Annotated in this window: 24 protein-coding genes and 1 other RNA gene; 7 read left to right on the top strand and 18 right to left on the bottom strand. The window is 54.7% G+C overall.

Annotated features, from left to right (window positions below; all coding sequences use genetic code 11):
- Positions 1-89 precede the first annotated feature (89 nt).
- The gene (locus tag LF95_RS20375; protein WP_073957036.1) at positions 90-1,055 is read left to right on the top strand and encodes a LysR family transcriptional regulator; all 966 of its coding nucleotides are present in this window, start codon (positions 90-92) and stop codon (positions 1,053-1,055) included.
- On the opposite strand, the gene LF95_RS20370 is transcribed toward LF95_RS20375, so the two are convergent.
- A complete protein-coding gene (locus tag LF95_RS20370; protein WP_252509847.1) occupies positions 994-2,022 on the bottom strand; it encodes a DUF294 nucleotidyltransferase-like domain-containing protein in 1,029 nt (342 codons plus the stop codon). The genes LF95_RS20375 and LF95_RS20370 overlap by 62 nt on opposite strands.
- A 191-nt stretch (positions 2,023-2,213) precedes the next feature.
- On the opposite strand from LF95_RS20370, the gene LF95_RS20365 reads away from it, so the two are divergent.
- Positions 2,214-2,774, top strand: a complete 561-nt coding sequence (locus tag LF95_RS20365) for a hypothetical protein (RefSeq protein WP_073957035.1) — start codon at positions 2,214-2,216, stop codon at positions 2,772-2,774.
- A gap of 178 nt (positions 2,775-2,952) precedes the next feature.
- On the opposite strand, the gene LF95_RS20360 is transcribed toward LF95_RS20365, so the two are convergent.
- Positions 2,953-4,155 carry an MFS transporter gene (locus LF95_RS20360; protein ID WP_073957034.1) on the bottom strand — a complete coding sequence of 401 codons (1,203 nt, stop codon included), beginning with the start codon at positions 4,153-4,155 and terminating at the stop codon, positions 2,953-2,955.
- 93 nt (positions 4,156-4,248) lie between these two features.
- On the opposite strand from LF95_RS20360, the gene LF95_RS20355 reads away from it, so the two are divergent.
- Both LF95_RS20355 and LF95_RS20350 read left to right on the top strand, forming a co-directional pair.
- Positions 4,249-4,812, top strand: coding sequence for a TetR/AcrR family transcriptional regulator (locus LF95_RS20355; RefSeq protein WP_073957033.1), 564 nt, complete (start codon positions 4,249-4,251; stop codon positions 4,810-4,812).
- A gap of 148 nt (positions 4,813-4,960) precedes the next feature.
- A complete protein-coding gene (locus tag LF95_RS20350) occupies positions 4,961-5,473 on the top strand; it encodes a GNAT family N-acetyltransferase (protein WP_073957032.1) in 513 nt (170 codons plus the stop codon).
- Between the two features lie 16 nt (positions 5,474-5,489).
- Here LF95_RS20350 and LF95_RS20345 read toward each other — a convergent pair whose 3' ends face one another.
- From LF95_RS20345 to LF95_RS20335, 3 genes are all read right to left on the bottom strand, one after another.
- Positions 5,490-6,830 carry a TrkH family potassium uptake protein gene (locus LF95_RS20345; protein ID WP_073957031.1) on the bottom strand — a complete coding sequence of 447 codons (1,341 nt, stop codon included), beginning with the start codon at positions 6,828-6,830 and terminating at the stop codon, positions 5,490-5,492.
- 45 nt (positions 6,831-6,875) lie between these two features.
- Positions 6,876-7,547 carry a potassium channel family protein gene (locus tag LF95_RS20340; protein ID WP_073957030.1) on the bottom strand — a complete coding sequence of 224 codons (672 nt, stop codon included), beginning with the start codon at positions 7,545-7,547 and terminating at the stop codon, positions 6,876-6,878.
- Between the two features lie 157 nt (positions 7,548-7,704).
- Entirely contained in the window at positions 7,705-8,946 is a 1,242-nt protein-coding gene (locus LF95_RS20335; RefSeq protein ID WP_073957029.1) for an HD domain-containing protein, read from the bottom strand.
- Between the two features lie 512 nt (positions 8,947-9,458).
- On the opposite strand from LF95_RS20335, the gene LF95_RS20330 reads away from it, so the two are divergent.
- On the top strand, positions 9,459-11,972 hold the full coding sequence (locus LF95_RS20330) for a PAS domain-containing sensor histidine kinase (protein ID WP_083607844.1): 2,514 nt from the start codon (positions 9,459-9,461) through the stop codon (positions 11,970-11,972).
- Positions 11,973-12,043: 71 nt separating this feature from the next.
- On the opposite strand, the gene LF95_RS20325 is transcribed toward LF95_RS20330, so the two are convergent.
- From LF95_RS20325 to ffs, 12 genes are all read right to left on the bottom strand, one after another.
- The gene (locus tag LF95_RS20325) at positions 12,044-13,009 is read right to left on the bottom strand and encodes a 2-hydroxyacid dehydrogenase (protein ID WP_143182123.1); all 966 of its coding nucleotides are present in this window, start codon (positions 13,007-13,009) and stop codon (positions 12,044-12,046) included.
- A 132-nt stretch (positions 13,010-13,141) separates the two neighbouring features.
- Positions 13,142-13,717, bottom strand: a complete 576-nt coding sequence (locus LF95_RS20320) for a hypothetical protein (protein WP_073957028.1) — start codon at positions 13,715-13,717, stop codon at positions 13,142-13,144.
- 202 nt (positions 13,718-13,919) lie between these two features.
- Positions 13,920-15,392, bottom strand: a complete 1,473-nt coding sequence (locus tag LF95_RS20315; RefSeq protein WP_073957027.1) for a DUF4139 domain-containing protein — start codon at positions 15,390-15,392, stop codon at positions 13,920-13,922.
- A 275-nt stretch (positions 15,393-15,667) separates the two neighbouring features.
- Entirely contained in the window at positions 15,668-16,156 is a 489-nt protein-coding gene (gene fliW / locus LF95_RS20305) for a flagellar assembly protein FliW (protein ID WP_073957025.1), read from the bottom strand.
- Between the two features lie 139 nt (positions 16,157-16,295).
- Positions 16,296-17,705 carry an adenylate/guanylate cyclase domain-containing protein gene (locus tag LF95_RS20300; RefSeq protein WP_073957024.1) on the bottom strand — a complete coding sequence of 470 codons (1,410 nt, stop codon included), beginning with the start codon at positions 17,703-17,705 and terminating at the stop codon, positions 16,296-16,298.
- On the bottom strand, positions 17,689-18,417 hold the full coding sequence (locus LF95_RS20295; protein ID WP_083607843.1) for a Crp/Fnr family transcriptional regulator: 729 nt from the start codon (positions 18,415-18,417) through the stop codon (positions 17,689-17,691). The genes LF95_RS20300 and LF95_RS20295 overlap by 17 nt, the downstream gene beginning before the upstream one ends.
- 335 nt (positions 18,418-18,752) lie before the next feature.
- Entirely contained in the window at positions 18,753-19,340 is a 588-nt protein-coding gene (recR, locus tag LF95_RS20290; protein ID WP_073957023.1) for a recombination mediator RecR, read from the bottom strand.
- A 129-nt stretch (positions 19,341-19,469) separates the two neighbouring features.
- Complete coding sequence (locus tag LF95_RS20285) at positions 19,470-19,793, bottom strand: YbaB/EbfC family nucleoid-associated protein (protein ID WP_073957022.1); 324 nt, start codon at positions 19,791-19,793, stop codon at positions 19,470-19,472.
- Complete coding sequence (locus LF95_RS20280; RefSeq protein ID WP_073957021.1) at positions 19,790-21,610, bottom strand: DNA polymerase III subunit gamma/tau; 1,821 nt, start codon at positions 21,608-21,610, stop codon at positions 19,790-19,792. Before LF95_RS20280 ends, LF95_RS20285 begins: the two co-directional genes overlap by 4 nt.
- 186 nt (positions 21,611-21,796) lie before the next feature.
- Positions 21,797-22,354, bottom strand: a complete 558-nt coding sequence (locus LF95_RS20275; RefSeq protein WP_073957020.1) for a hypothetical protein — start codon at positions 22,352-22,354, stop codon at positions 21,797-21,799.
- A 13-nt stretch (positions 22,355-22,367) separates the two neighbouring features.
- Complete coding sequence (locus tag LF95_RS20270) at positions 22,368-22,802, bottom strand: hypothetical protein (protein WP_073957019.1); 435 nt, start codon at positions 22,800-22,802, stop codon at positions 22,368-22,370.
- Between the two features lie 208 nt (positions 22,803-23,010).
- Positions 23,011-23,105, bottom strand: an RNA gene (ffs, locus tag LF95_RS20265) — signal recognition particle sRNA small type.
- Positions 23,106-23,274: 169 nt separating this feature from the next.
- Between ffs and nudC the strand changes: the two genes are divergently transcribed.
- Together nudC and LF95_RS20255 are read left to right on the top strand one after the other, a co-directional pair.
- Positions 23,275-24,201 (top strand): NAD(+) diphosphatase, encoded by a 927-nt coding sequence (nudC, locus tag LF95_RS20260; protein ID WP_073957018.1) that lies wholly within the window; start codon positions 23,275-23,277, stop codon positions 24,199-24,201.
- Between the two features lie 235 nt (positions 24,202-24,436).
- Positions 24,437-25,213, top strand: a complete 777-nt coding sequence (locus LF95_RS20255; protein ID WP_168173732.1) for a transporter substrate-binding domain-containing protein — start codon at positions 24,437-24,439, stop codon at positions 25,211-25,213.
- On the opposite strand, the gene LF95_RS20250 is transcribed toward LF95_RS20255, so the two are convergent.
- Complete coding sequence (locus LF95_RS20250; RefSeq protein WP_073957016.1) at positions 25,214-25,591, bottom strand: DUF1636 family protein; 378 nt, start codon at positions 25,589-25,591, stop codon at positions 25,214-25,216.
- Positions 25,592-25,609 lie beyond the last annotated feature (18 nt).

Below are 25,609 nucleotides of genomic sequence, written 5' to 3'. Positions count from 1 at the left end.
TCCCTTTCATGAATGCGGCAGGAGAATTGCACCCTTTTGAAAGATGGAATAACTTGTATTTATAGTTTCATTCGTAAGGAAATATTGCGTTGGACACGCGGTTTTTGGAAAGCGTGATTATTGTTGCTGAACAGGGGTCGGTCGCGGCGGCGGCACGCCAGCAGGGCCTAACGGCTGCGGCCATATCACAGCGGTTAAAAACACTGGAAACTGAACTGGGGGTGGTGTTGTTTCGTCGTAACGGTAAAACCGTGCAACCCACGGCGGAATGTTCACGTTTGTTGCCCCATGCCCGCAAAATGGTGGGTGAAGCCGCTTTGCTTGCCGGTTCACTGGATGGCGAAAGCCTGTCTGGCATCTTGAGAATAGGTGCCATTTCAACGGTGATGACCAGCCTTTTGCCGCTGACGCTAAAACATTTGCGCAAAACTGCGCCCTTGCTGGTGCCTGAAATTTACCCGGGCACGTCAGTGTCCTTGCATGATCGTATCAGCCGCCAGGAACTGGATGTGATTGTTGCCATCGCTCCGCCTTTTGAACGGTCCAAATCGCTAGAGGCGCGTAATTTGCGTTCTGAACCCCTGATGCTGATGACACCTTCCAGCATCACGCCGCAGGATGTGACCGATCTGCCCTCCGTTGCCCGCATTTTTGCACATATGCCCTATATTCGTTATGATCCGTCTTCGTGGGGCGGGCGACTGGCAGAGCAGTTTTTGGCACGGCACGCTATTGAAACGCGGCTTTTCTGTACCATTGATTCGCAGGAAACAATGGCGCGGATGGTTCATGAAGGGCTGGGGGTGTCGCTGGTGCCCGGTTGGATGCAGGTTTATGACACCGGACTAGATATTCACTGGCACCGCGTTGCCGGGGATGAATTCAACCGCAATATTGACCTGGTGTATCCTGGCGTTTCGCCCAAATCACGACTGATTGACGCCTTTTGTCAGGCGATTATCGATATTCATAAACGGCTATCGTCTGGTACTTCTACATCAGCAGGGCTTCATGGATCGGGTGATCCGGACTGTAGCGATGTTTCAAAAGATTGATCAATTCACGCGAGAACTGTTTGCCATCGTCCAGCAGTTTGCGCAATTCCGGGTGGTGACGGTCATTCTGGTCAATTTTTTCCAGCCGCAGGCGTGTTTCCGGGTCATTTAGTGCTGCCAGGAAATGATCATAAATTTCCAGGGCGGCCAGGCTTTGGTCGCCAAATACGGTTTGTAGTCGCGCAATGGGCGGGAGTTGCAGCAATTCGGCCAGTTTGGCGCGTTTGCCTTCATAGTCAAAACCGGCTGTTTCGGCAGCGGCAATGATGCCGCCGAAATACAGCATCTTGCGCGAAAAAACCAGTTTCAGGCGGCGCGGCGCCCAGGCCTTGGCGTGGCCTTCGCGGGTTTTGATTTCAAAATCAACACTGATGGTGCGGTAATAACGAATGACGTCATTGACCAGAAACCGGGCAATTGACTCGCGCGTGACATTCTCGGTCACGTAATTGGCGATCAGTTCGTTAAAAAAGGCGCGCTTGGCCGGTTCGTTATACAGCCATTCGCATTCCAGCAAAAACAGCAGGCGGCGGGTGGTAATCGAATTGGTATCGCCATCCAGGCCAATGCGGTTCACCAGTTCCTCTGCCGGGACATAGGCTGAAAACGGGCCGCCAATGGCCGGTTTTTTGGCAACCATTGCGCCGAGAATATCGCCAACGGCCTTATAGGGGGCCAGTTTGCGGTCGGCTTCGCGGCCAATAAGGAAATAATCCAGGTCTGATTGGTCCGATGCCTCGTGCCGGCCAAATGACCCGGTGACAACCACACAAAACGCACTGCCGTGCAAATGCGCTGCCAGGGCCTCGCGCATGTCATGGAGGTGGCGGGCGGAATATTCCTGATTTTGGCGAATGCAGTCAGGCAGCACAACCGGTTCCGTATTGTTTTGATTGGTTTTACTTTGGGTATTATTGGCATAACCCGATGCAATAAAAAACCGGCATTTCAGTCTGTCTTGGCGCATTTTTACGTAAAACAGCCATATTTTGGTGGCAGATACTGGTTTTGAACCGGTTGGCCAAAAATTAATCCCAACACAACACAAAAAAGGACGCCCAGACGCCCGGCGCGCCAGGGCAGCCTGATACAATAAAGACCGGCAAGGCACACGGTCAGGGTTGGGGGATGAATTCTGCGAGCAAAGGAGTGCCTGTGATGATTTTGCACCCCAAAGTGCAGCTTCGCAAATGGATGATGATATTGCCCCTGATGGGCGGTTTAGGTGCCTTTGGGATACCTGCCCACGCCAAAACCGAGGCAACCTTTAACGAGATGTCGGCAGCGGAAATTCGCGATCATATCGAAAACAAACATCCCGCCGCCTATTATATTCTGGCGCAAAAGCTGTTTAACGAGGCACAGCGCCAGGAAGCGGTTTTCTGGTTTTATGCCGGGCAATTGCGGTATCGCGTTTATCTGACCTGCCATCCCGATTTGCCGCCAGATGGTGACCCGGCCCTGTTTGGTGCCTTAAGCGAGGAAATCGGCCGTCCCCTGAACCTGTATGCCTTTGGCGATGTGCCCGCCCTGACCGCAACCCTTCGGCGTGTGCTTGACTGGGACCGGCAAACCCCCAATGGCTACACGCCCAAGGATGAATGTGCCGATGCGGTAAAGCTGCAACGCGCCGGGCTGGATGATTTACGGCAGATGGTTGCTGACGGGGCCGAAGACATTCGCAAGACCCGACAGGAGAACGGCCTGCCAAACCGTTAGAATCCAATGATTTTAACGATTGATTCACATTTTAACCCCGGTTTTATCCACTGCGAAAAGGCCTGATTTTCCACATTTCGCACATGTTATCCACAGCTTTCTCCACATGACTGTTGGTAAAAGTGTCGAAAATTCAGCCCGAAAAGTGACAGGTTTTAGCATGGTCTGTCACAGTTGCTTACGGGCAGGATGGGGCCTTGCTGCGGCGTATTTGGCCAACAAGCGCAACGGCGGCAAGAATCATCAGTACCATGCCATAGCCATTTGCCGTGTTTACCAAGCCAACAACCCGCACCATTGTTCCGGCCAGTAGGGCCGGAAGGCTAAACGCAAGATAGGACATGATGTAAAAGGCCGCCATAAGACCGGCGCGCTGATGCGGGGCTGCCAACGGCATGAGTGTGCGGACAGACCCCAGAAAGCTTGCGCCAAACCCAAGCCCGGCGACAAGAAAACCGGCAAAGATCAGCCACAGCATGGCGTAGTTGATTGCCAGTAAGATAAGACCCACACCGGTGGCCTGGGTGATGGTGCCAAAGCGCAAAACGCTTTCCGGGTTTTGGCGACGCCATGTCACAACCGAGGCTGTGCCCGCCAGGCTCAGAAGGGTAACCGCGATCCCGCCATTGAGGGCCGATGTCGCCCCGGTCGCTGCGGCAATTAAGGATGGTGCCAGCGAAAGGGTAAATCCGCTCAGCGCCCAGCAGGCAATATTGGCTGGGGCAATTTCCAGCAGGGCCGGGCGGGCAGCGACGGGCACGGCAATGCGCGGCAGCAGCGATTTTAACGCCCCGCGCTGGCGCTTGGCGGTTTCTGGCAGGCCCCAAACAATTACTGCCTGCAGACCGATCAGGGCAGCCAGGCATTCATAACTCAGATGCAGCGGCATTGGCGCATATTCGACCAGAATACTGGCAATCAGTCCACCTGTCGCTATGCCGATCAGGGGTGATATGCTATTGGCAAGCGGGCCTTTGTGATGGTCGGCGTCAAACAGGGCGGCAGCAAGTACGCTGGTGGCAATACCCGTGGCAAAACCCTGGATGATACGGGCCAATAGCAAATCGGTTACCGAACCTGCCGTTATAAACAGCCCCATCGAGACAAGTTCGAGAATAAGCGCGGCAAAGATCACCGGTTTTCGGCCGATATGGTCGGAAAGAGAGCCGAAAATCAGCAGGGAGACGAGTAGCGTGAAGGGATAAACGGCAAAAATCAGCGTTAGCATGGTGGCCGAGAAATGCCAGGTTTGCTGATAGAGATGATAGAGCGGCGTTGGCGCGGCCGAGGCGGCAAGGAAGGTCATTAAAACCAGCGACAGAAACCACCTTACGGCGGGAACCGATGTTCCGCCGATTGCCGGGGTATGTTGGGTGGGCATCGGGATGAGTCCTTAAAAGCGAATTATTTGCGTTAAGTGCAGTGTGATCTAAAATCTCGCTTAACGCAAATTATTTGTGTTAAGGTATTTGCCATGACGATTCACAAAGGCATACGTACTGGCGGGCGCAGCGCCCGGGTCCAGCAATCCATCCATGAAGCGGTAAAGCGGCTTTTGGAATCCCACGACCGTGCCGCTGTGACGGTGCCAATGGTTGCCCAGCAGGCCGGGGTCACGCCCTCGACGATTTACCGGCGCTGGGGGGATTTGGCGACATTGCTGGCCGATGTTGCCCTGGAACGGTTTGAACCCGATGACAAGCTGCCTGATACCGGCAGTTTCGCGGGCGATCTTATGGCCTATGCCGAACAGTATCTTGATGAAATGAGTTCCAGCCTTGGCCGGTCCATGCTGCGCGATGTCGCCGCATCCGATGACAGCCAGTGTGCCGGGCGCTGTGCGGATATCATTACAACGCGTCTGACTATTCTGACAGATCGGGCACAAGCCCGGGGTGAAGATTGCCCTGCGCCCGACCATGTTGTGGATCTGGTTTTTGCCCCGATGGTTTATCGCATTATCTTTTCCCAAACCGCGCCGGATGTTGAATATGTCCGCCAGCTTGTGGAACGCTGTTTGGCAGACAGCCTTTCCTGACATATCGTTGTCAGAAGGAACTGGTATTCTCGGGACGCAAAATAATCGGGCGATACGCGGTTTGTGAGGGGCGGATAAAACATTGGAAACCAATACGACAAAAGATAATGGCGAGAACCGCGCGTCAGACAGGAATCATCTGCCGATTATGCAGAGCGACAACGGGATGTGGAAAACATCGCGGCTTATTTTGCGCGCTCCGCAAAATGACGATTTTGCGTTTTTGCAGGACATGTTTTCCCGCCCGGAATTGACCCGTCACCGCCCGGACCCAACACCCGATGATGAAACTGCCTGCCGGGAAAGACTGACGCGGGATATGGCACATTGGGCGGAATACGGATTTGGCCGCTGGGCGGTTTTACAGGATGGGCAGCGCATTGGTTTTGGTGGAGTTGCCCATTCGCAATATTATGACGGGCTTAATCTTTCCTATCATTTGCATCCCGATTACTGGGGGCATGGCTATGCCATCGAAATTGCCAGGGCGGCCGTTTCTTTTGCCCGCGATGAATTGCGCGCACCCTTGATTATCGGGCTGGCCCGGTCGGTCAATGCCGCGTCACAACGGGTATTGATACGCGCGGGGCTGGTTTACCAGCGCGAGGTGATGTTGAACGGTGCCATGACTGGCCTGCTCGAGCTGCGTACCGGGAAATAAACCGTTCGTCGTTGCGTCAACCCAGATAAACCTGGCTGGACGGATAGCGAATGCGTGGCGGAACCCGTGTTGCCAGGAAAAAGCCCAGCGTAAGCGGCCCGACCCGGCCAACAAACATGGTGAAAATGATGACTGCACGGCCAATGTCGTTGAGTTCCGGGGTAATGCCGCGTGACAAGCCGACCGTGCCAAAGGCGGACGCAACCTCGAACAGCATGTCGAGAAAATCGCCATCATGGGCCATGGTCAATAAAAACAGCGACATTGCCACCACCAGCATGCTGATCATGGTCAGGGCGAGAACCTTGAGCACTTCTTCAAGGCCAATCGAGCGACCAAAGGCATGAAGTTGCTGGCGGCGTTTGAAAAAGGCGATTGTTGCCAGCAAAAGTACAATAAAGGTTGTCACCTTGATGCCGCCGGCGGTCGAGGTGCTGCCCCCGCCAATCAGCATCAGCAGGATAAAAATCAGCGTGGTGCTGTCGTGCATGCCGGCGATATCGGTGGTGTTAAAGCCGGCGGTTCGGGTTGTGGTGCCCTGAAACCAACTGATTTGCAGTTTATCGAAAATACCGGGGAAATGGCCCAGTGTGGCGGGATTATTCCATTCCAGAAGGGCGAAGGAAAAAACGGACCATATAATGAGTGCTGCACTGCCGGTTAGCATCAGTTTGCTGTGCAGGGAAAATTTTTGCCAGCGGCGGACATAATAAAGATCGGACAGCACACTAAATCCGACACCGCCAATCAGCAAAAGGCCCGGGATGGTCAGGTTGACAATTGGGTTGGTGGCGTAATGTGTCATGCTGTTGGGAAACAGGGAAAAACCGGCATTGTTAAAGGCCGATACGGAATGGAAAAGGGCCTGCCACATGCCTTCGGCCCAACCGGCATCGGGGATGAAAACAAAACAGAGCAGGATGGCGCCGATCAATTCGCACAGCAGCACCACGCGCAAGATGATTTTGACCAGTTGCAGGAGATCGCCAACCGATGTCTGGTTCAAATCCTCGCGCAGATAGGTGCGATGGGGAATATCAATGGGCAGGCCAAGCACCGATAGGACAAGGGCCGCAAAGGTCATTAATCCCAGCCCGCCAAGCTGGATCAGGACAAGCACGACAATCTGCCCAAACAGGGTGAAATGACTGCCAACATCCACCACCGACAGACCCGTCACTGTCACGGCGGATGTGGCGGTAAACAGGGCATCGGACCAGGTTAAGGGTTGTGAAACATCGGGCAATTTTAACAGGCAGGTGCCGGTAATGATCAGGATGGCATAGGTAGCTGCCAGTACCGCCGGAGGCGGGATGAGAAATTTCCGGGTTGAAATTTGTGGCAGCGAAATTTTCATGAATGGGCCTGTTGACCTGTTGGGGCGGCGGTTGAATGAAGGAGCCTACAGGGTATCGCCGAACAGGCGCAATTCGCCCCGGCGGCCCAGCACCATCATTTTATCATCTTTTTTCAGAGCAACATCATCCTCGCAGCCCAGATAGTCGCTACCGCGCATCACACCCAGGCAGCGGGTTTCGTATTTCTCCCCCAGATGCAGGTCGCCCAGGGTTTTGCCCTCCAGCTCTTCGGGGATGTTGATATTGATGACGTGGAAATTGTTGCCCAGACTAAGATAGTCGCGCACCACCGGGTTATGGAGCATTTGCGCGATATGCTGGCCCATTTCCTGTTCGGGCAGGATGACCCGGTCCGCCCCCATTTTGCTGAGGATGCGGTGATGCGTTTTGCTTAGTGCCTTGACCCACACCGTTTTGATGCCCAGCAATTTCACATTCATGGTGCACAGGATATTGGCTTCGAGGTCTTCGCCAATGGCGACCACGGCCACGTCATAATGGTTGGCTCCGGCCTGTTTTAAGGCTTCATCGTCGCGGCCATCGGCAATCACGGCTTCGGCAATGGTATCGGCAAGGTCACTGACATTTTTTTCGTTAATATCAATGCCCAGTACCCGGTTGCCAAAACGGGCCAGTTCGGTGGCGATGGTGCCGCCAAAGGTGCCCAGACCAATAATGACAAAGCTGCGTTTAATCTTGTCGTTGGTTTGTGCCATTGAAACAAAGATCCTGAATTAAAGTACGGGCTGCTAAGGGCTATTACGGGCTTTTGACGGCCATTTTGGCGCTGTTGTGCAAATACGGTTTTCAGGCATTTACGAAGAACGCCGTTATATATCGCCTTGTTCCGGCGGGGCCATTGTGAAGGGCAGGTTAGTCAAACAGGCTGGCAGCGGCAGCTTGCTGGGCAGGGTCAGCCAGATTGCCAACACGGCGCAGGAAGCTGTTTTTTTCTTCGTAATAGCGTTTGCCAAGGTCGGCAAAGCTGTTTACGGCGACGTCTTTATTGATGTGAAATTCGCGTTTTGGCACCTTGGTTGCCTGATCGACCAGGTCGGGGCGGTCGCTGTCAATGACATCGGCAACGCCATCCAGTTCGATGCGGTTTTTCAGGCTGTGAAGGAATTTGCGAAAGGCGGGGTGGCGGCGCAAAAAGGCCGGTTCGGTCAACAGAAAGTCATTGGCGGCAAAATCCGGGGCATTATCGACGACAAATTCGCGGCATAGATGGTCGGTGGCAAAGCACATCGGCCCAAAAATGAAATTGCGATAAATGTCTTCCTTGAGCTGCCAGAATTTATCCAGGCGCTGGAGCGATTCGTCATCCAGTTTTACCGCTGCTTCCAGCAACAGGCGCGGATGGCAATGCACATAATGCGGATGCACATAGGTTTTGGTGCGGCTGATCCCCTCGAGGGTGTCAATATTGACCGGGCCGGTAAACAGGCTGGCATGCGGGTGGTCGGATTTTTTGGACAAAATCGCAATTACGGCATCCGGGTCCACATGATGCTTTTCCAGCAAATGCCGGACCGACAGGTCCAGATCAACCTCGCCCAGGATGATTTTGTTGGTCAGTTGATGGTGGTTGAGGTTAAAGCGCCGGGCAAATTCCGGTTCCAGGGTATGGGAAAACGGGCCGTGGCCAATATCATGCAAAAGGGCGGCGGCCCCCAAAAGGTCGCGATCAGCTTCGGAAAGGCCCATCAGGCGGCAATATTGCTGGGAGAGCAGGGCAACACCAATGCTGTGGTCATAGCGCGAATGGCGGATATTGGCCGGTTTGCCATTGGGATGAAACAGGTAGTCAATGGCCCCCAAAAACGAAATTTCGCGCAACCGTTCAAAGGCGTGCGATGCGATCAGGCGTTTGTGCAACGGCCGGTCAAAGGCGGAGCTGATCTGCGCGCGTTTGAAATGATAGCTATATTGCGGGGCCGTGGGAAAAAGCTGGTTCCATTCGCGGATGTCTTCGGCGTTAAAGTCGCTGTCAAACAGGTCCTTCATGATCGGCGCGGCAGGCGTTTGGGCGTGTGTCAGGGAATCCTTGTTTGGCACCGCGGGCTTTGCTGCGGTGCTTGGTGCAAAAAGATCCAACTGCGGTTTGACACTCATTCTGATACTAGCTGCGTCGATTTCTGGTCACGGTAAAGGCACTGGCAGACATAGCCCGATTTCCCCCTTATGTCATTGCGGATTTTCCCAAAATCATCGAAACTGCCCCAGGGCCGGGACCTGTTAATATGTTGGCAATCTTTGTTCATCTTCAGCCGAAATTCGCTATAAACCTGCATGCAGCCACACTTCTGTCAGGATATTATGGCAATGTTATTGTTTGTGATTCGGGCGATGGGATGAACAACAGGTAAGAAAGTAACGTTTAACGTCAAGTTATTTGCCAGAAAGACAGTTTTTTCGGAACGGAATTTGCCGGGTGTTGTGCCCTTTATCCGGTAGGTGGTCGCTGGCAGATACGGGATCTGACCCGATGAAATGGTTTTGGGGCCATGCGCAAGCGTATAAATATAAATGGATGAATGGTTGTAAATTAGGTGGCAGGGGTTAGGTCTACATACCGGGCGGCAGGTTCGTGGTTTCGTCGTGGCAGGGCGACGCGCGCAGGTTCTATGGTGTCTGGCGGGCGGCGTTTTGGCGTGGTTTTGGCCTGTTACACGGCGCTTTCGGGGGTGTTTTATCCCGCCCTTGCCATTGCCCAGTCGCAAGGCACTGCTTTTGAGACCGCACCGGACATTACCGTGCCAGGCGATGGTATTTTTACCGCAATCGGTAATTTGGGAACCCGCGATTTAACCGTGATCGGGCTGGCAACGTTGGGCGGGGCTGCGATTGCCGGGGCGATTGGCTGGCGCCTTGCCGTGCGGATGCGCCGCCATCTTGACGAGGCCGAAGACCTCGAATCGCAGATGGAAGATACCGCCACCCTGTTTACCCAACTGTTTTACGCCGCGCCGGACCCGGTTTATTATTGGGCCCATAAGGGGTTTGCCGATGGTGGCAGCCCGTCCTTGCTGCGCTGTTTTAATTTGGGCAGCGATGCGCGCTTTCCCGACCTGCTTGAACAATTGCGCGAAGAAGATGCCAAAACCCTTCAGGACCGGGTGCGTACCCTGAAATCCGGCCATGACCGGTTTTCAATTTGGATCACAACACTTGACGGGCGCAAGTTCCATGTCACCGGCACGGTGGCCCGGCGGGATCATAAATCAGCCGTGCTGGGCCATGCGGTGTGGTTTCGTGACGAAACCCGCCATGCCCGAGAACGCGAAAGCCAGATTGGCGATTTTGCCGCCCTTCGGCAGGATGTTTCCAGCCTGCGCCATGTGATGGATGAATTACCCTTTCCCGTGTGGCGGCGCGATGGTGATTTGAACCTGATTGATTGTAATGCCGCCTATATTGATGCGGTGGAGCAAAATTCGATTGCCGAAGTGATCGAGGCGGGCAGCGAGCTTGGCGCGGGTGTGATTCAGGATCAGGGGCGTGCCCTTGCAGCCTCTGCGTTGCGCAATGGCGAAACCGTCACCCGTGATTACCATGTGGTTATTCAGGGCGACCGCCGATTGCTGCGCATTAGCGAATCGCCGGTTTTAAATGGCGATGATGTGAACGGGCTGGTCGGCTTTGCCATTGATTGCACCGCGATTGAGGAAAAACAGGCCGAATTGTCGCGTCATGTGCGGGCCCATGCCGAAGTATTGGAAAATCTGGGCACGGCGATTGCCATTTTTGGCGGGAATAAACGACTGATTTTCTTTAATGCCGCCTTTGCATCGCTCTGGAACCTGGATGAAGAATGGCTGTTGACCGAACCGGCGCTGGAAGATTTGCTGCGCCGGTTGCGCGATGAACGTAAATTGCCCGAAGTCACCGATTTTGGTCAGTATCGCGATCAGGAAAATCAGCGTTTCACCGATTTGCTCAAGCCGATCGAAGATCTGATGCACCTGCCAAATGGTGTGACCCTGCGCCGGTTTGTGTCCCCGCACCCGTTTGGCGGGCTGATGTTTGCCTATGAGGATGTGACCGACAAACTGGTTTTGGAAAGCAGCTATAACACCCTGATCGCCGTTCAGCGCGAAACGCTGGAAAACCTGCATGAAGCGGTCGGCGTGATAAGCGGCGATGGTCGCCTGCGCCTGTATAATCACGGTTTTGGCGATATGTGGGCGCTCGATGATGTGTTTTTGACCGCTGCACCACATATTGCTGATGTGATTGAAAAATCGCGCGATTTTTGGACCGTGACCGACGATTGGGCAAAATTCAAAAGCCGCATGGTGGCACGTATCACCAACCACGAACCAATGTCGGGTCGCCTGGAGCGCAGTGACGGCAGCATCATTGATTTTGCCATTGTACCGCTGCCTGATGGGGCGGTGATGATGTCTTATCTGGATGTCACCGACAGTATCCGGGTGGAGCGTGCGCTACGTGAACGGAATGAGGCTCTGCGCACGGCTGATCAGATGAAATCTGATTTCATCTCGACTGTATCGCGCGAGCTGACCCGTCCGCTGGATCATATCAATGGGCTGGCGGACCGGATGTTGCCGCATCTGCATGGCAATGTGTCGCAATCGGTAGAAATTATCCGGACCGAGGCCCAAAGCATGCTGGCCCTGGTCGATGACATGCGCGATCTGGCAACGCTGGGATCGGGGCAGGTTGCCCTGGAGCTTGATACCGTTGACCCGCGGCGGCTGCTGCGCTCGCTTGAAGCCTTGACGCGGGCGCGTCTGGCGGAACTGAATGTTTCGTTGCGGCTTTATTGTTCGCGCAATATTGGCTGGATGGTGGCCGATGAACGCCGCCTGAAACAGGCTTTGTTTATTCTGGTGACAAATGTTTTGCGTACCGCACCGGAAGGCAGCGAAGTCTCAGTTGTCGCGCGCCGCCGGGGCGATGACATTGACATCACCATTGGCCTGACCGACGAAACCCCGCAACCGATGCTGTTTGAAGGCCTGCGAGATGGTGAACCGGCATCGGCCCGTCGGGCATTGGGGATGGCAATGGTCCGGGCAGTGGTTGAAATTCACGGTGGACGTGTGAAAATCAGCCGGGATGGCCGTGAAATTTCCTGTATTTTGCCCGCCGGGGAAGAAAGTGACTTGGGGTAATCCCGACCAAAAAAGGTCAAATACATTAAAGCCCCCATGCCGGATGAAACGGCACGGGGGCTTTGTTGTTTTCAGTTTGCTGTAACGGCAAAGGGCACGTCTTTGCCCGCCAGGCAGGCATCGATATTATCGAGTGCGCGGGTGCCCATTGCCGTGCGGGTTTCGGCGGTGGCGGACCCTAAATGGGGCAGTAAAAACGTGTTGGGCAAATCGCGATAGTCCGGCGCGATATTGGGTTCACCGGCAAACACATCCAGCCCGGCTGCGGCAAGCTGGCCCGATTTCAGGGCGGCAATGACGTCGCCATCATTGACCACATCCCCGCGGGCGGTATTCACCAGGATCGCGCCCTTGGGCAGCTTTGCCAGCAGGGTGGTGTTGACCATGCCGCGTGTTTCCGCCGTTGACGGGCAATGTAACGACAGGAATTGGCAATGGGGCAGCAGGTCATCAATGCTGTCATGATAGGTGGCACCATATTCCAAATCGGCGGGCAGGCGTTTGCGGTTGTAATAATGCACGTCCATGTCAAACCCACGCGCCCGTTTTGCCACGGCCTGGCCGATGCGGCCCATGCCGATAATCCCCAGTTTTTTGCCTGTTACCTGGGTGCCAATCATGTGGGTGGGGCGCCAGCCGCGCCAGCTTGCCGTGCGTATTTCGGCTTCGCCTTCGCCGGCCCGGCGCGCCGCCCCCAGCAGTAAAAGCCAGGCAATATCGGCGGTGGCATCGGTTAAAACACCTGGCGTGTTGCCAATGACAATGCCCTTGCGGGCCGCAGCGGCAAGGTCGATATGGTCGGTGCCGACTGAAAAGGTGGCGATGATTTTGACTGACTTGGGTAGGGCATCAAAAAATGCCGCGTCTATCGGATCGCCCACCGACACCAGCAGGGCATCCGCCCCGTTTGCCAGGGCCAGGATGGCATCGCGGTCCAGCGGTGCGTCGCCTTCATTTAAGCGCACGTCATAACTGGCATGGGCGCGGGCTTCGATATCGGCAGGCAGGCGGCGGGTGATGGCAAGAACCGGTTTCATGATGTCATTCCAGCGACAGGGACAGGCAGGGTGATAAAGATGCGCCAAGCCTAACCATCCCGGTGGCGTTATGGCAAGCTGGTAATACCATTTTGTCCGCTGACGGTGTGAGCCCTTAAAACGATGTCGTTGCTAGAATATCGGGTGCATTGCCAGGCGCACCCCGATGACCGTGATGGTCAGCGATAACAGAAAATCCAGCAAAACAATCGCAACAGCCGTAAAGACGGGCACAGAAAGTGTTAGCATGGTGATGTAGCCGCCATAAACCATCATGGCAATCACGGCCAGCAGGGCAAATCCGCCCGCCCCCAAACCGGGGAATGCCGCGCCCAGAAGTAAGGCCAGCAAATAAACCGCCATTTGCAATACGCTGGCCCAGTTATAAACAACGATAAAGGGGATGTAGCGTTGCCGACGTTCCAGCATGTCAGCGACATGATACATTACCAGGGGAAACGCCACCCATTTGACGACAAAGGAAATGGTTTCTACCAGAAGATAGCGCAGGGTGGGAAAATCGGCCGGAACAGTGTCAAGGTCGTGCCAGCGCAGCAGGGCAAAGGCTGGAAAAACCAGGATTGCGGCCAGAAATGAACGCCAGAAGCCATCGACGGTGAAGGTAAAATACCCCACGCCGCGGGCATCACGATGAGCAATGCGCCATGTTCCATACAGGGCGCGCAGGGTTTCTCTGGCAACTGACATTGTTAAAATCGGTTTCCGCTTCTACGGCCAGCAGGCTGGCAATGATTGAATTGCCGTCAACATAGGGTGTTTGTGCCCTGATTGGAAAGGGGGCAGGCTGTGAAATATGCCCTTCTTCACATTTCATCCTGTCAGGCGGAACAAAAAATGGCGACCCGTGTGGGCCGCCATGATGTTTTGTGCTGTTGGAAAATCTTCTGTCTTATTCGTCGCTATGGACCGACCAGCGCAGGGTGGTTTCCTTGCCAGCAGGCAGCTTGATTTGCCATTTGACCTGGCCTGCTTCGAGGTTTTGGTGCGGATTGTTTTCCTTGATGATTTTCCAGTTGGCCGGAAGTGTTTCCTCGATGGTGACGGTTTCGTCACGCGGGCCGCTGTTTTTAAGGGTCCATTCCAGGGTTGCGGCCACTTCATCGGGCAGGTTTTTGCGCGCTTTGCGGTCATATTCCACGACATGGCGGCTGCCGGTAATGTCGCTGGCCTGGCCCAGGGTCAAGTGGGCTTTTTCGCCCGCCGGAGTCAGGTTCATCTGGTCTTCACCCAAAAACACCGGGATGCCATCCGCATCATTGGCATAAATGCGAATTTGTCCGGCAGGCCACGGGCTTTGTTCGTCAGCGCCGCCATCATTTTTCAGGGTTAACTGCAATTCCGGCCGGATGAAATCCTGTCTTGTTCCCTTGCCGCTGTAATACATGGATGTGTTGCCATAAAAGGTCATTTCACGGTCAACGTTGATTTTGCGGTTTTCCAGCAGCGGCAGGGTAACGGCATGACCGTCCTTCATGTTCAGGTCGCTATAGGGGCCGTAAACATGGAAATTCTCGAATTTACTGCGCGCCGCCTGGCCACCACTGGCACTGTCGGCACTAACGGACATCATCATTTCCGCACGCATGGCCTTCGCCATCGGGCGTGGTGAATTCTGGTTGGGATCACCGGCAATCAGCTGCAAATTGGCATCGTGAATGTCACCACCGCTATTATTGACGATGCGTGCCCGTGCGCCCAGCTCCAGGGTACCGGTTTTGCTGTCATAATGGCCGACATAGGCGGTTTGCCAGCTGATACCCCCCATCAGATAGGCCAGTGAAACATGATCTGTCGCAGCCGAGGTGCGAATGGTGGCATCCAGGGACGGGCGGGTGGTGTAATTATCGGGCAGGACCGGCATGACGATGTTTTGGGTGGGCACATATTCAACCCCGTCCGCCGTTTTCACCAGCGCCTGCCCATCAAGATCAATCAGGGTGGCATTGATCAGATCATCGTCACGGCGGATTTTGACTTCCTTGCCGATAAATTGTTCCAGCAGGGTATAGCCACTTTGCGGGTTGGTTTTCTCGGTGGTGGAAAGCAACTGCAAATTGGCATTTTTATCGGCACCAATCAGCAGTGAATCATCCAGTAGCGTTTGCGGCAGGTCCATGATTTTCAGGGTTTGGCGTCCGGCAGCAAGGTTGGCCTGGCGCTGTTCTGCAATCATGGCGAGATTGCCGGGATAAACCGTAAGGCGCATTTTACTGCGATCCGAGGCGGCAAGTGGCACGGATGCTTCGGCCTTGTCGGCGGCATCGGCCGCTTTGGCATCAGATATGGATAAATCGGGTGCCCCGAAAAGGGTTGCCCCCAGGATGGTTGCAAGAACAAGGCGGTTGCGCAGTTCCGATGCCATGAATGGGTCCTTTTGATCGTGTGACAGCCCTTTGGGCCCGCAAGTTTTTAATGAAAAAACAGTCTATTGGGCAAAAATGGCATGAAAAAGGAAACAGACCCGAATTTTATCATCTTTGCGATAATTATGTTTTTGAAATTTCCCGTTTTATAATCAAGGCGCATCCTTTGCCCCGACACAGACCGGTCCGTCTGTGTCGTTTACAGCATTTGTAAAGGCAGGAATAGCGGGTGCTCCCCAAGGTTGAAAAGGCCAGGGGGATGGTTGGACTTTCCTTAGGCGCTTAGGGGATGGCGGTAATCATATTTTGGTTTATTGAGCCTAATCTGAAAGGCAGTCTGACGGGCGGTATCGATCAGAATGGGCGCGCGCAGATTGACGGTCATTTCGATGGTGTCATTGTCATCGGCTTTTTGCAGCGTCACGATCAGAACAATCGCCAGGTTTTCCGGGGCAATGTTATGCACGGTAATCGCCGGATCGAGATCTTCGACAGCCAGAATGCCGCTATCCATATTGTAAGGGGCAACGATGAAGGCCAGTTCCGGGTCAGTCAGGCATTGCAGCAGCTTGAAACAATTGGAAATTTCGCTGGGGAAATTGGCGAGGGCAAAAATATTGTTGTCGGCAAATCCGCTGAGACCGGCAGGCATGTAAATCGCCTTGTCCCAGCGAAATTCCCGGTCCCCCATCAGGGTCGCAATTTTGATCGTTTGGGGAATGTTGTTTTGGTCAAGTTCCTGGCGAATGACGTCTTCTAACATGCCTTACTCCGATATCGGGTGAATGTGATACAAATATTCAACCACATATTGGCGTATCAGGCGGGGAGGTAAAGCGACCAGATCAAATTTTTTGAAAATATTCGCTCAAGTTATCGTTACATGCCAAATGCTGCGATTTTCAAACTGATCCGTCAGCTTTTTGCCCGGCATTTTTTAATGTTGCCAGTGGACGGGGCTGAAACCGGACCGGTATGGGGGCGGTAAAGCCCTTTACGCGAATGGTGTCGCGGCTATACAGGGCGTTTAGCAGCATTTTGCCAATATCGGGCAGCTCTTTTTCAAGCTGGTGGGCAAAATCCTCGCTGACAACGATTTCGGCATTCAGGGTCCGGGTGGCCCGTTCCAGCCGGCTGGCAAGGTTCACCGTTGCCCCGATCACGGCAGGTGTCACCGATTCGCCCTCGCCAATATCGCCAACAACGGCGGGGCCATAATGCAGGCCAACCCCAATGCGCAGCGGCCGGTTGGCATTGCTGGGGTCCTGGGCGTGCCAGTCGCGGATGCGGTCAATCATGGCCTGTGCCGCCGAAAGGGCGTTGGCCGCCGGGCAGGACATGGCATCAAACGCCCCAAAGCTCGCCATCATGGCATCGCCGATATATTTTTCGACAATCCCGCCATAGGACGCAACCTGGGTGGTCATGGTGCCGTGAAAGCGGTTTAACAGGCGCATCACATCCTGGGGGTCGCGATTTTCGGCATAGCTGGAAAAACCGATAATATCGGCAAACAGCACCACACATTCGCGCCTTTCACCAATGCGGATGGGTTCGTCGCGTTCGGCAAGCTGGTCGGCCAGGGCGGCGGGAAAATAGCGCGCAAGGTTGCCGTGTGCCCGTTCGGCGGCGGCAAATTGCCGGATCAGAATGCGCAGTCTTGCCACCATCACCGCACAGGCAAGGGTAAAGACGACAACAATCACCACCTGTTCGGCCAGGGCCGAAACATCCAGATATTCCGGCCGGTTATAGAGCGGGACCTCTCCGCTTTCACCGGGGCTCCACTGGTCGCCGAAATGCTGCGAAATCAAAATGCCGGGCCGGTTGACCAGCCAGGCGATGCCCAAAATCCAGGCATTGAACAGCCACAACCCGAACCACAAAATCAGTCGGGGTGAAAAGGTCAGAATGACCAGGGCCATCATGATCATGGAAAAGACGATGCCACGGTCGCGCGCAACAAAGCTGTACACCCAGGCTTCATGATCGATAAAGGGATGGCGCGGGTCTGGCACGACGGAAACATAGACAATCAGCAAGGCATCCGTCACCGCCAGCACATAAAGCAACCAGCGCCATTTATGGCCGCGATAGGCAACAAAAATCTGGATGATGACACCGGGGATGAACCAGGTCAGCACCTCTAGCAGCGAATAAAGCTCGCCGGTCGGCGTGTTGGACTTGCTGAAAAGCAACAGGATGAAGGCCAGCATCGCAATGCGTAAAAACGCCACGACAAACAGCCCCCGTCGTTCCTCGCGATCGACAAGGCGGTCAAAAAGGCTGGGTTTGTCAGGGCTTGCTTGCATTGGCGAGTAAATCTGCCAGTCCGTCCTTGTCACGAATGACCAGGCGGCCATCACGCCGTGTAATCAGGCCTGCTTTTTCAAGCTCGCGCAGCTTTTTGTTCACCGCTTCACGGGTGACGCCCAGCATATATCCCAGTTCCTGTTGCGACAGTGGCAGGGCAATGCGAATGCCTTCCGGGTCGGGGCCGCCATGCCGTTCGGCCAGCCAAAGCAACCGCTTGATCAAACGTGCGGTCAGATCCAAAAAATTGGCATCTTCCAGTAGCGCGCTGACCCAGCGCAGGCGACGGCACAAAAGCGCAGTGATATGGCGGCGCAGCTCGGTTTCGCGGTCAAAAATTTCAAAGAAATTTTCCCGCGAAATATAAAGCAGGCGGGTGGGGCCAACTGCACGCGCACTTGCGGTGCGTGGTTCGCTGTCCAGCAGGGCGATTTCACCAAAAACCGCACCAGGGGCTAGGACGTTCAGCACAATCTCCTTGCCGGAACCTGACAGGCTGGAGATGCGAATTTTCCCGGCCTCGACGGCATAAAGTCCGTCGGCCGGGTCGCCTTTTTCAAACAGCAAATCACCATCAGCCAGCCGTTTGATTGTGGCGGACTCCGAGAGCTGCTCCAGCAGGGCCGGATCAAGATCTTCAAATAAAAAGCTGCCTGCCAAAATGCGGGAGGCGACCTTTGCGAATTGCGGTGGTGTTGTGAAACTGTTCACTGCGTCCTCAGGGGAGAAGGCGTAACGTAAGGATAGAGATTATCGAATACCAACGTATCACGAAAAGGTACATATGCGGCAAGCCTTTTGCCCGGTCTTTCTGTGGCTTGCACGAAAAATTGTATTTTGGACTGATATTTATCCGGATTTCGGTGTCTCCTGGCGATAACCGCTCTCCCCGGGTTATTGCCGATGCCGGAACCATACCTTAACGCATTTTCCCCGAGATGCGGCAGGGTTTAAAAGGGTTCCGGCAAGCTCGATGTTATCAATCTTGCTTTTCCCGGCCTCTCTGTTTTCAGGTGAGGCCGGTTTTTTTGGTAAAAGACTTTTGCTTAACTGCGTGCGCGCAGGGCTGCGGTCAACGTACCATCATCCAGATAATCCAGCTCCCCGCCAACCGGCACGCCATGCGCCAGTCGCGTGACCTTTACACCTGTATCGATCAGCCGTTCGGTAATGTAATGGGCTGTTGTTTGCCCATCGACCGTCAGGTTGGTGGCAAGAATAACCTCGTTAACCCCGGTATCGCGCACGCGTGCAACCAGCTGGTCGATGCGCAAATCATCCGGGCCAACGCCATCAAGCGGGGACAGGGTGCCGCCCAAAACATGATACAGCCCCTTAAAGGATGACCCGCGTTCCAGCGCCCAGAGATCCTGGACTTCCTCGACCACGCAAATCATATCGTGCTGGCGGCCTGCCCCGGCGCAAATATGGCACGGATCGGTTACATCAATATTGCCGCAGACATGGCAGGTGGTCATGGCGTGCGCGGTATCTTCCAGGGCCTTTGCCAGCGGCAGCATCAGGGTTTCGGGTTTTTTCAACATCTGTAACACCGCGCGGCGTGCCGAACGCGGGCCAAGGCCCGGCAAACGCGCCAGCAATTTGATCAGATTGTCAATTTCCCGTCCGGTCATGATGGTCCCTGTTTTTCCAACGCGGTCATATGCGATGCAAGATATTGCCCATAATAACAAAGGGCAGCGCAATGCCGCCCTTTATTTTGCTTTTGCCGTGGCAAACTGCCGGGCATATCCGATCCGAAATCAGAAGGGCAGTTTGAAACCTTCGGGCAGGTTCAGGCCGCCGGTGACTTCTTTCATTTTTTCGGAAACCTGTGCCTCGACCTTGACCTTGGCATCGTTATAGGCGGCCACGATCAGGTCTTCGAGGACCTCGACATCTTCCGGGTCAACAATGCTTTTATCCAGTTTCAGGCCGCGCATTTCGCCTTTGCCATTCAGCATGACCGTAACCATGCCGGCACCGGACTGCCCCTCGACTTCCATTTCCATCAGCCGTTCCTGCATTTCCTGCATTTTGGACTGCATTTGCTGGGCTTGTTTCATCATCCCTGCAAGGTTCTTCATAGCTCGTCGTCTCCTTCGAGATAAAACGCATCATCATAAACCGATCCGCTGTCATCGCCTTCGGCCAGGTCCGGCATCTGGTCTGCCGGTAAATGGACCGCAACGATTTTTGACGTCGGAAATCCTTCAAGAACAGCCTTTACCAGCGGGTCCTGCGAGGCATCCGCCTTGCGCTGTTCCAGTTCTTCAAGTTCCTGTTCCTTCAGGGTGGGGGCACCCTGTTCGCGCTCGGATACCGAAACGATCCAGCGCTGGCCGGTCAGGCCGTTCAGGGCCTTGATCAACTGGCTGGAAAGGTCAGCATTGGCGCCGCGCGCGGGACGGAAATCAATACGCCCTTTTTCAAATTTCACCAGATGAAGATAGTTCTTCACCTGAATGGCAAGCCCGGTTGTTTCGCGGTCGGCTGATAACAGGGCGACAACCTCTTGCAGGCTTTCGGGCATTTTGGCGTAGATGGGCTCTTCGGCGCGCTGGGGGGCCGGGGCATAGTGCTGCGAAACGGCCTGTGCCGTACCGCCGCCATTAACCACCTGCATGCGCGGGCCACCACCGCTGCCGCCATTGCCACCACCCGCCGGGCCGCCATTACCGGCTTGCGGGCCATTCAGGCCCGATTTCAGCTTTTTGATCAAATCACCCGGCGAGGGCATTTCTGCCGCATAGGCCAGGCGGATCAAAATCATTTCGGCCGCCTGAATGGGCGATGGCGCAATGCGCGTTTCTTCCAGGCCCTTAAGCAGCATTTGCCAGGCACGGGTAAGTTGCGGCATCGCCAGCTTGGCAGCAATTTCGCGACCGCGTTCACGTTCAATTTGCGAAACGCCGGGGTCATCGGCGGCATCAGGGGCCAGTTTCACACGGGTTAGCCAGTGGGTCAGGTCCAGTAAATCCTGCAACATCACCGCCGGGTCGCCGCCCAGGGCATATTGCGCCCCCAAAAGCTCCAATGCTTCGTTGATCTCGCCTTTCATGGTCAGATCAAACAAATCGAAAATGCGCGACCGGTCGGAAAGACCCAGCATGTCACGCACCTGCTGGGTGGTGACTTTGCCCGCACCGTGCGAAATTGCCTGATCCAGCAGGCTCATGCCATCACGGACCGATCCATCGGCTGCACGCGCGATCAGGGCCAGGGCCTCGTCTTCGATCTCGGCATTTTCCAGCCCGGCAATGCGCCGGTAATGGGCGACCAGTTCATCGGTCTGCACTCGGCGCAAGTCAAACCGCTGGCAGCGCGACAGCACGGTAATGGGAATTTTGCGAATTTCGGTGGTCGCGAAAATGAATTTCACATGCTCTGGCGGTTCTTCCAGCGTTTTCAACAGCGCGTTAAACGCACTTTTTGACAGCATGTGCACTTCGTCGATGATGTAAATCTTGTAACGCGCGGCGGTGGGGCGGTAACGCACACCCTCGATCAGTTCGCGAATGTCATCCACACCGGTGCGTGACGCGGCGTCCATTTCCATCACGTCCACATCGCGGTCTTCGGCAATGGCGCGGCAATGCTGGCACACCCCACAGGGTTCAATGGTGGGGCCGCCCTTGCCATCAGGGCCGATGCAGTTTAACGCGCGGGCAATAATACGGGCAGTCGTTGTTTTACCAATGCCGCGCACCCCGGTCAGAATGAAGGCATGTGCAAGTCGGCCGCTTTCCAGGGCGTTGGAAAGGGTCTTGACCATCGGCCCGTGTCCGATCAGCTCGTCGAACGATTTCGGGCGATATTTGCGGGCCAGCACCTGATATTCGCTTTTGGCTGTTTCAGGGGCGGCTGCTTGATCTGGGCTGGCGGTCTGGTTCTGATCCGTCATTCATCCGGTCCGGCAAGTTTATGGTGCGCGCTTGTGTTTTAGCAGCATCCGGCGGCGCGGGCAAAGGGCAGATATGTTCTTCATGCCGTATTTGCCGTTATGCCGCGCCATATGGCGTGCTTACCGGGCACATATAGGGTGAATGTGGTGGGCTGCCAGCATCGCATGATCAGGTTGGGTTGTGTTTTACTGGTCAATGATAACCAGCAAGCCGTTTTTATCCGTCGTAATGTTGGCAAGCATTTCATGTGTCGCCTGACGTGTCGGGTCACTGATGGCAAGCGATGTTGACAGAAATTGCCCTAGGGCCGCAACATCGCGCGGCAGCAGAATTCCGGCCTGTTCGGGCATGGTGTCATCACTGGCGATAGACGGGGCTGTTAAATCGTTAAACAGGGCATCGTCAATTTTTCGCCCCCGTGCCGGGTTGGTGCTGGTGGGGCACAAGGCGGTTTTATCCAGATTCAACCAGTCGATCAGCGGTGTTAAGTCGCTGTCGGACAGGCCCGGTATGGCGGCGAACGATCGAAGCGACGCCAGGAGTGCCCCATACGCCGTGTTGATATTGCGGTTTGCGATATCTGTATCGACGCGCAAGGCATCCAGGACGGGTTCGACAAGTGGGTCCGCCATTACGTGGCGCAATGCCGTTTGGCGCTTTGACAAGGGCAGGCGCAACCAGGACGCCATCTCGCTTTTCACGGCATCAGGGTTAAATTGACAGGCGAGATGGCGTATGGTCATGGGGGTGTTTCCATCAATTGCAGTTATTCTGTGTACCGTTCACGACCCGGCCGCGATTGGCCTGGGCGTACAGGGAAACTGCTGCTTTGGCCTCGTCCGCGTTTACATTGGCGGGATGAGCAATACCCCAATGGCCTTCGGGGTTATTGTCGTATGTGGCAGTATAGCCCTCCAGACCGACAACAGGTCCACTATCCCCCACTTCGGGATCATCTGCCAGTGTCACGGTAAAACGAAAGTTGCAACTTTTATGTACCGGGGCAAGTGCTGGATCGTTGAATGTGGAAAGATCCGGGTTGAAGTTGAATTGGCTGGGCGAAAGCGTTGCCCTGCCATTTTGCTTGGCGTCCACGCCACGATAAATGTCAACGTCAGCCAGTGCCGGGGTTGTCATAAAGGCAATGGCAAGCAAGCAGGAAGCCGTCAGTTTTGCTGTAAGGTGCCGCATGTTTTTCTCCTTTTGCGATGCGCTTCAGGACGAAAGCGGGCTGTTTTCGTGATGCCCTTTTCATCCTGCATCGCATGTTTCCGGAAAACGCAGGATGCTTACACGGGCATGCTGCCGCCTTTCTGGCTTCGTATTGATTGGTTAAAGGCAGGCAAACAGGCTGATCAAAAATCAGTGCGGGGCGGATGATGATTTGGAGGGGAAAAGGGTGAGAGACTGGACCGCGACCCGGAAAAACTCGTTACGGCTGCTACCTTCCGGTCCTGACCGGGTTGGCGAGCGGTCCGTCCACGACCAGCCTCTCGCCCCCTATATCGCGCAGGGCGTTTAAAAACGCAAGGGGCGATTGCGATTTTTTGTCATCGTGCTGTTCGTCCTTTGCCTCGGGCAGGCTGGCGGTTTAATGTCGGCAAAATTCAGTTCAGAGGCCGCGACGTCCCCGTCGATCCTGGCCAAAGATTACAGGTTATAAATGGAACAGTTGTTTTATGCGTCTGTCGGGTTGGACCGCGACGCTGAAATTCGGGCGTCTTTGCGCTGGCGTCAGCAGGTTTTACGGGAATCTCATGTCCGTATTCTGGTGTGTCATGGCGGTGATCCGCTGTTTGTTCGGCCAGAAGAAAGCGGCGAACATGAAATTGTCCTGCTGGATGCGGCACGCCTGTTGCAGCTGGATTTTGATCATGAAGCGGCCAATTGGGCCTATTTGGGGCGCTATCAAAATGCGCCGGTGCTGGCCCTTGATGTGTCGCCGCTAGAAGCGGACCGTGACCAGGCCGCCATCATTTTGAACGGGGCCTTTGGCGATATACGTACCCGCATGGCCGCCCTGTCGCATGATGATGCCGCCCTGGCCGCCCAGGCGCGTGCCCTGTTTTTATGGCAGTCGCGACATAGGTTTTGCGGGGTGTGTGGTCATCCCAATCTGGTCCAGGAAGCCGGGTATCGCCTGCAATGTTCCAATCCGGCCTGTGGGACCGTGCATTTTCCGCGCACGGACCCGGCGGTGATCATGCTGGTGCATCACGATGACCATGTATTGCTGGCCCGTTCGCCGCAATTTCTGCCTGATATGGTATCGGTTCTGGCCGGTTTTGTCGAACCGGGCGAAACCCTGGAACAGGCGGTCCAGCGCGAGGTGTTTGAAGAAGTCGGCATTCGTACCAAAATGCCACGCTATATCGCCTCCCAGCCCTGGCCTTTCCCAGGCTCGCTCATGCTGGGTTTTATTTGCGAGGCGGAAACAACCGATATCGTAATTGATGATAACGAGATCGAATATGCCATGTGGGTGCCGCGCACCGAAGTGCACGATCTTGGCAATCGTGGTATCCACTTGCCGCGTGAAATTTCAATTGCGCGGTATTTGCTTGAAAGCTGGGTTGCAAGAAAGATTTGACGGAAAGCGATGCGGGCCGTTGTGCAACAGGGCGTGTGCGTTTGCCGGGCAGGGGAATGGCGGTATTTCCCGCTGGCCGGCAGGATGTTCCAGGATATTACGAAGGTGGCAGTTTTACGGGCTTAGGCGTACAATGGCGCACAATGCCCTTTGTCATTTTGCCGCTGCGGCGGTGGGATGCCACTTTATCAAGAGACATTAGAGTCCAATACAGATTGTCTGGCATATGAAGATCATGGACAGGTTGCTTTTTCATTTCTTGTGTGTGGCTGCGATTGTTTTTGCAGCACAGCCAGCGCAGGCGCAGTATCGCACCAATGTCATGGTTGGGGTTTACGAATATAGTGTCATTCATTTTTATCAGGATGGTGCGCAGGCAGGCTTTGCCCATGACTTGTTAGATAGGCTTAATCGCGTTCAGGACAATTTTAAATTCGTCGCTGTTGAGACCTCTTCCAGGCGTCGTTACCAGGATTTGGCGGCGGGCAATGTCGATATGATTTTGCTGGAAAATCCGAATTGGAACTGGTCGGGTCGGGCGGTTGGTTTTTCAAAACCGATTGTCCACGAATCCGATTTGCTGGTTGCCCGGCGCGAGAATGTTTATGGTCCGCGCTATTTTCAGGATATTTTGGAATACAGTCTTGCCGGGGTGCTGGGCTTTCATTATCGCCTGGTCAATTTTGTTGATGATCCGCAAGAACTTGAGCGGATTTTGAATATTTCTCTGCTATATAACGAAGAAGAAGTTCTGGAAGCCGTGATCCGCAAAGATGCCGATGTTGGTATTTTATCGGCGGGGTTCATGTCGCAAAAATTTCGGCAGGTGCGTGATATGGGCGAGAAAATTGCCATTGGTCCGCAGGCCGAGAACAGCTATCCGCTTGTCGCCGTGATTTCGCACAACGCCCCGATCACGGTTGCGCATTTTGATGGTTATCTGGATGACTTGCGCGCTGAAAACCAGATCGCACCTTTATGGTCACGCTGGCATCGGGGTATTTTGCCCTGATCAGGAACGGATGGGCGGAATGCGGGCAATGACATTACGGCGAACCCCTTCGGGCCGTTCGCGCCAGGGGACAATGCCGTCGTCGCTTTGTGCATAGGCCGTGGCAAGTTTCAAAATATCCTCGTGATGCACATCCGGGTTTAAATGACCGTATACATAACCCCATTTGCCTGCGGCATTTAACGCCAGCGAACAGCCCGATTTGCAATTGCTCAGACATTCTACCGGCACAATTTCAACATCCGCGCTGCTTTTCTGGTTTTTGACCAGAGCATCAAGCAGGATTTTGCCGTCGCGTGCGTCATTCTGGTTGCCGTTTACTGTCGAATCTGATGTCCGGCAGGTGATGCAAACATGAAGGCGGGTTTTGGCGGGCATTTATGGGTGCTTTCGGTT

The sequence above is a fragment of the Thalassospira sp. TSL5-1 genome, assembly GCF_001907695.1.
Taxonomy (GTDB): Bacteria; Pseudomonadota; Alphaproteobacteria; order Rhodospirillales; family Thalassospiraceae; genus Thalassospira.
The sequence above is the reverse complement of the archived record's forward strand: the minus strand, read 5'-3'. Positions and strand labels throughout refer to the sequence as shown.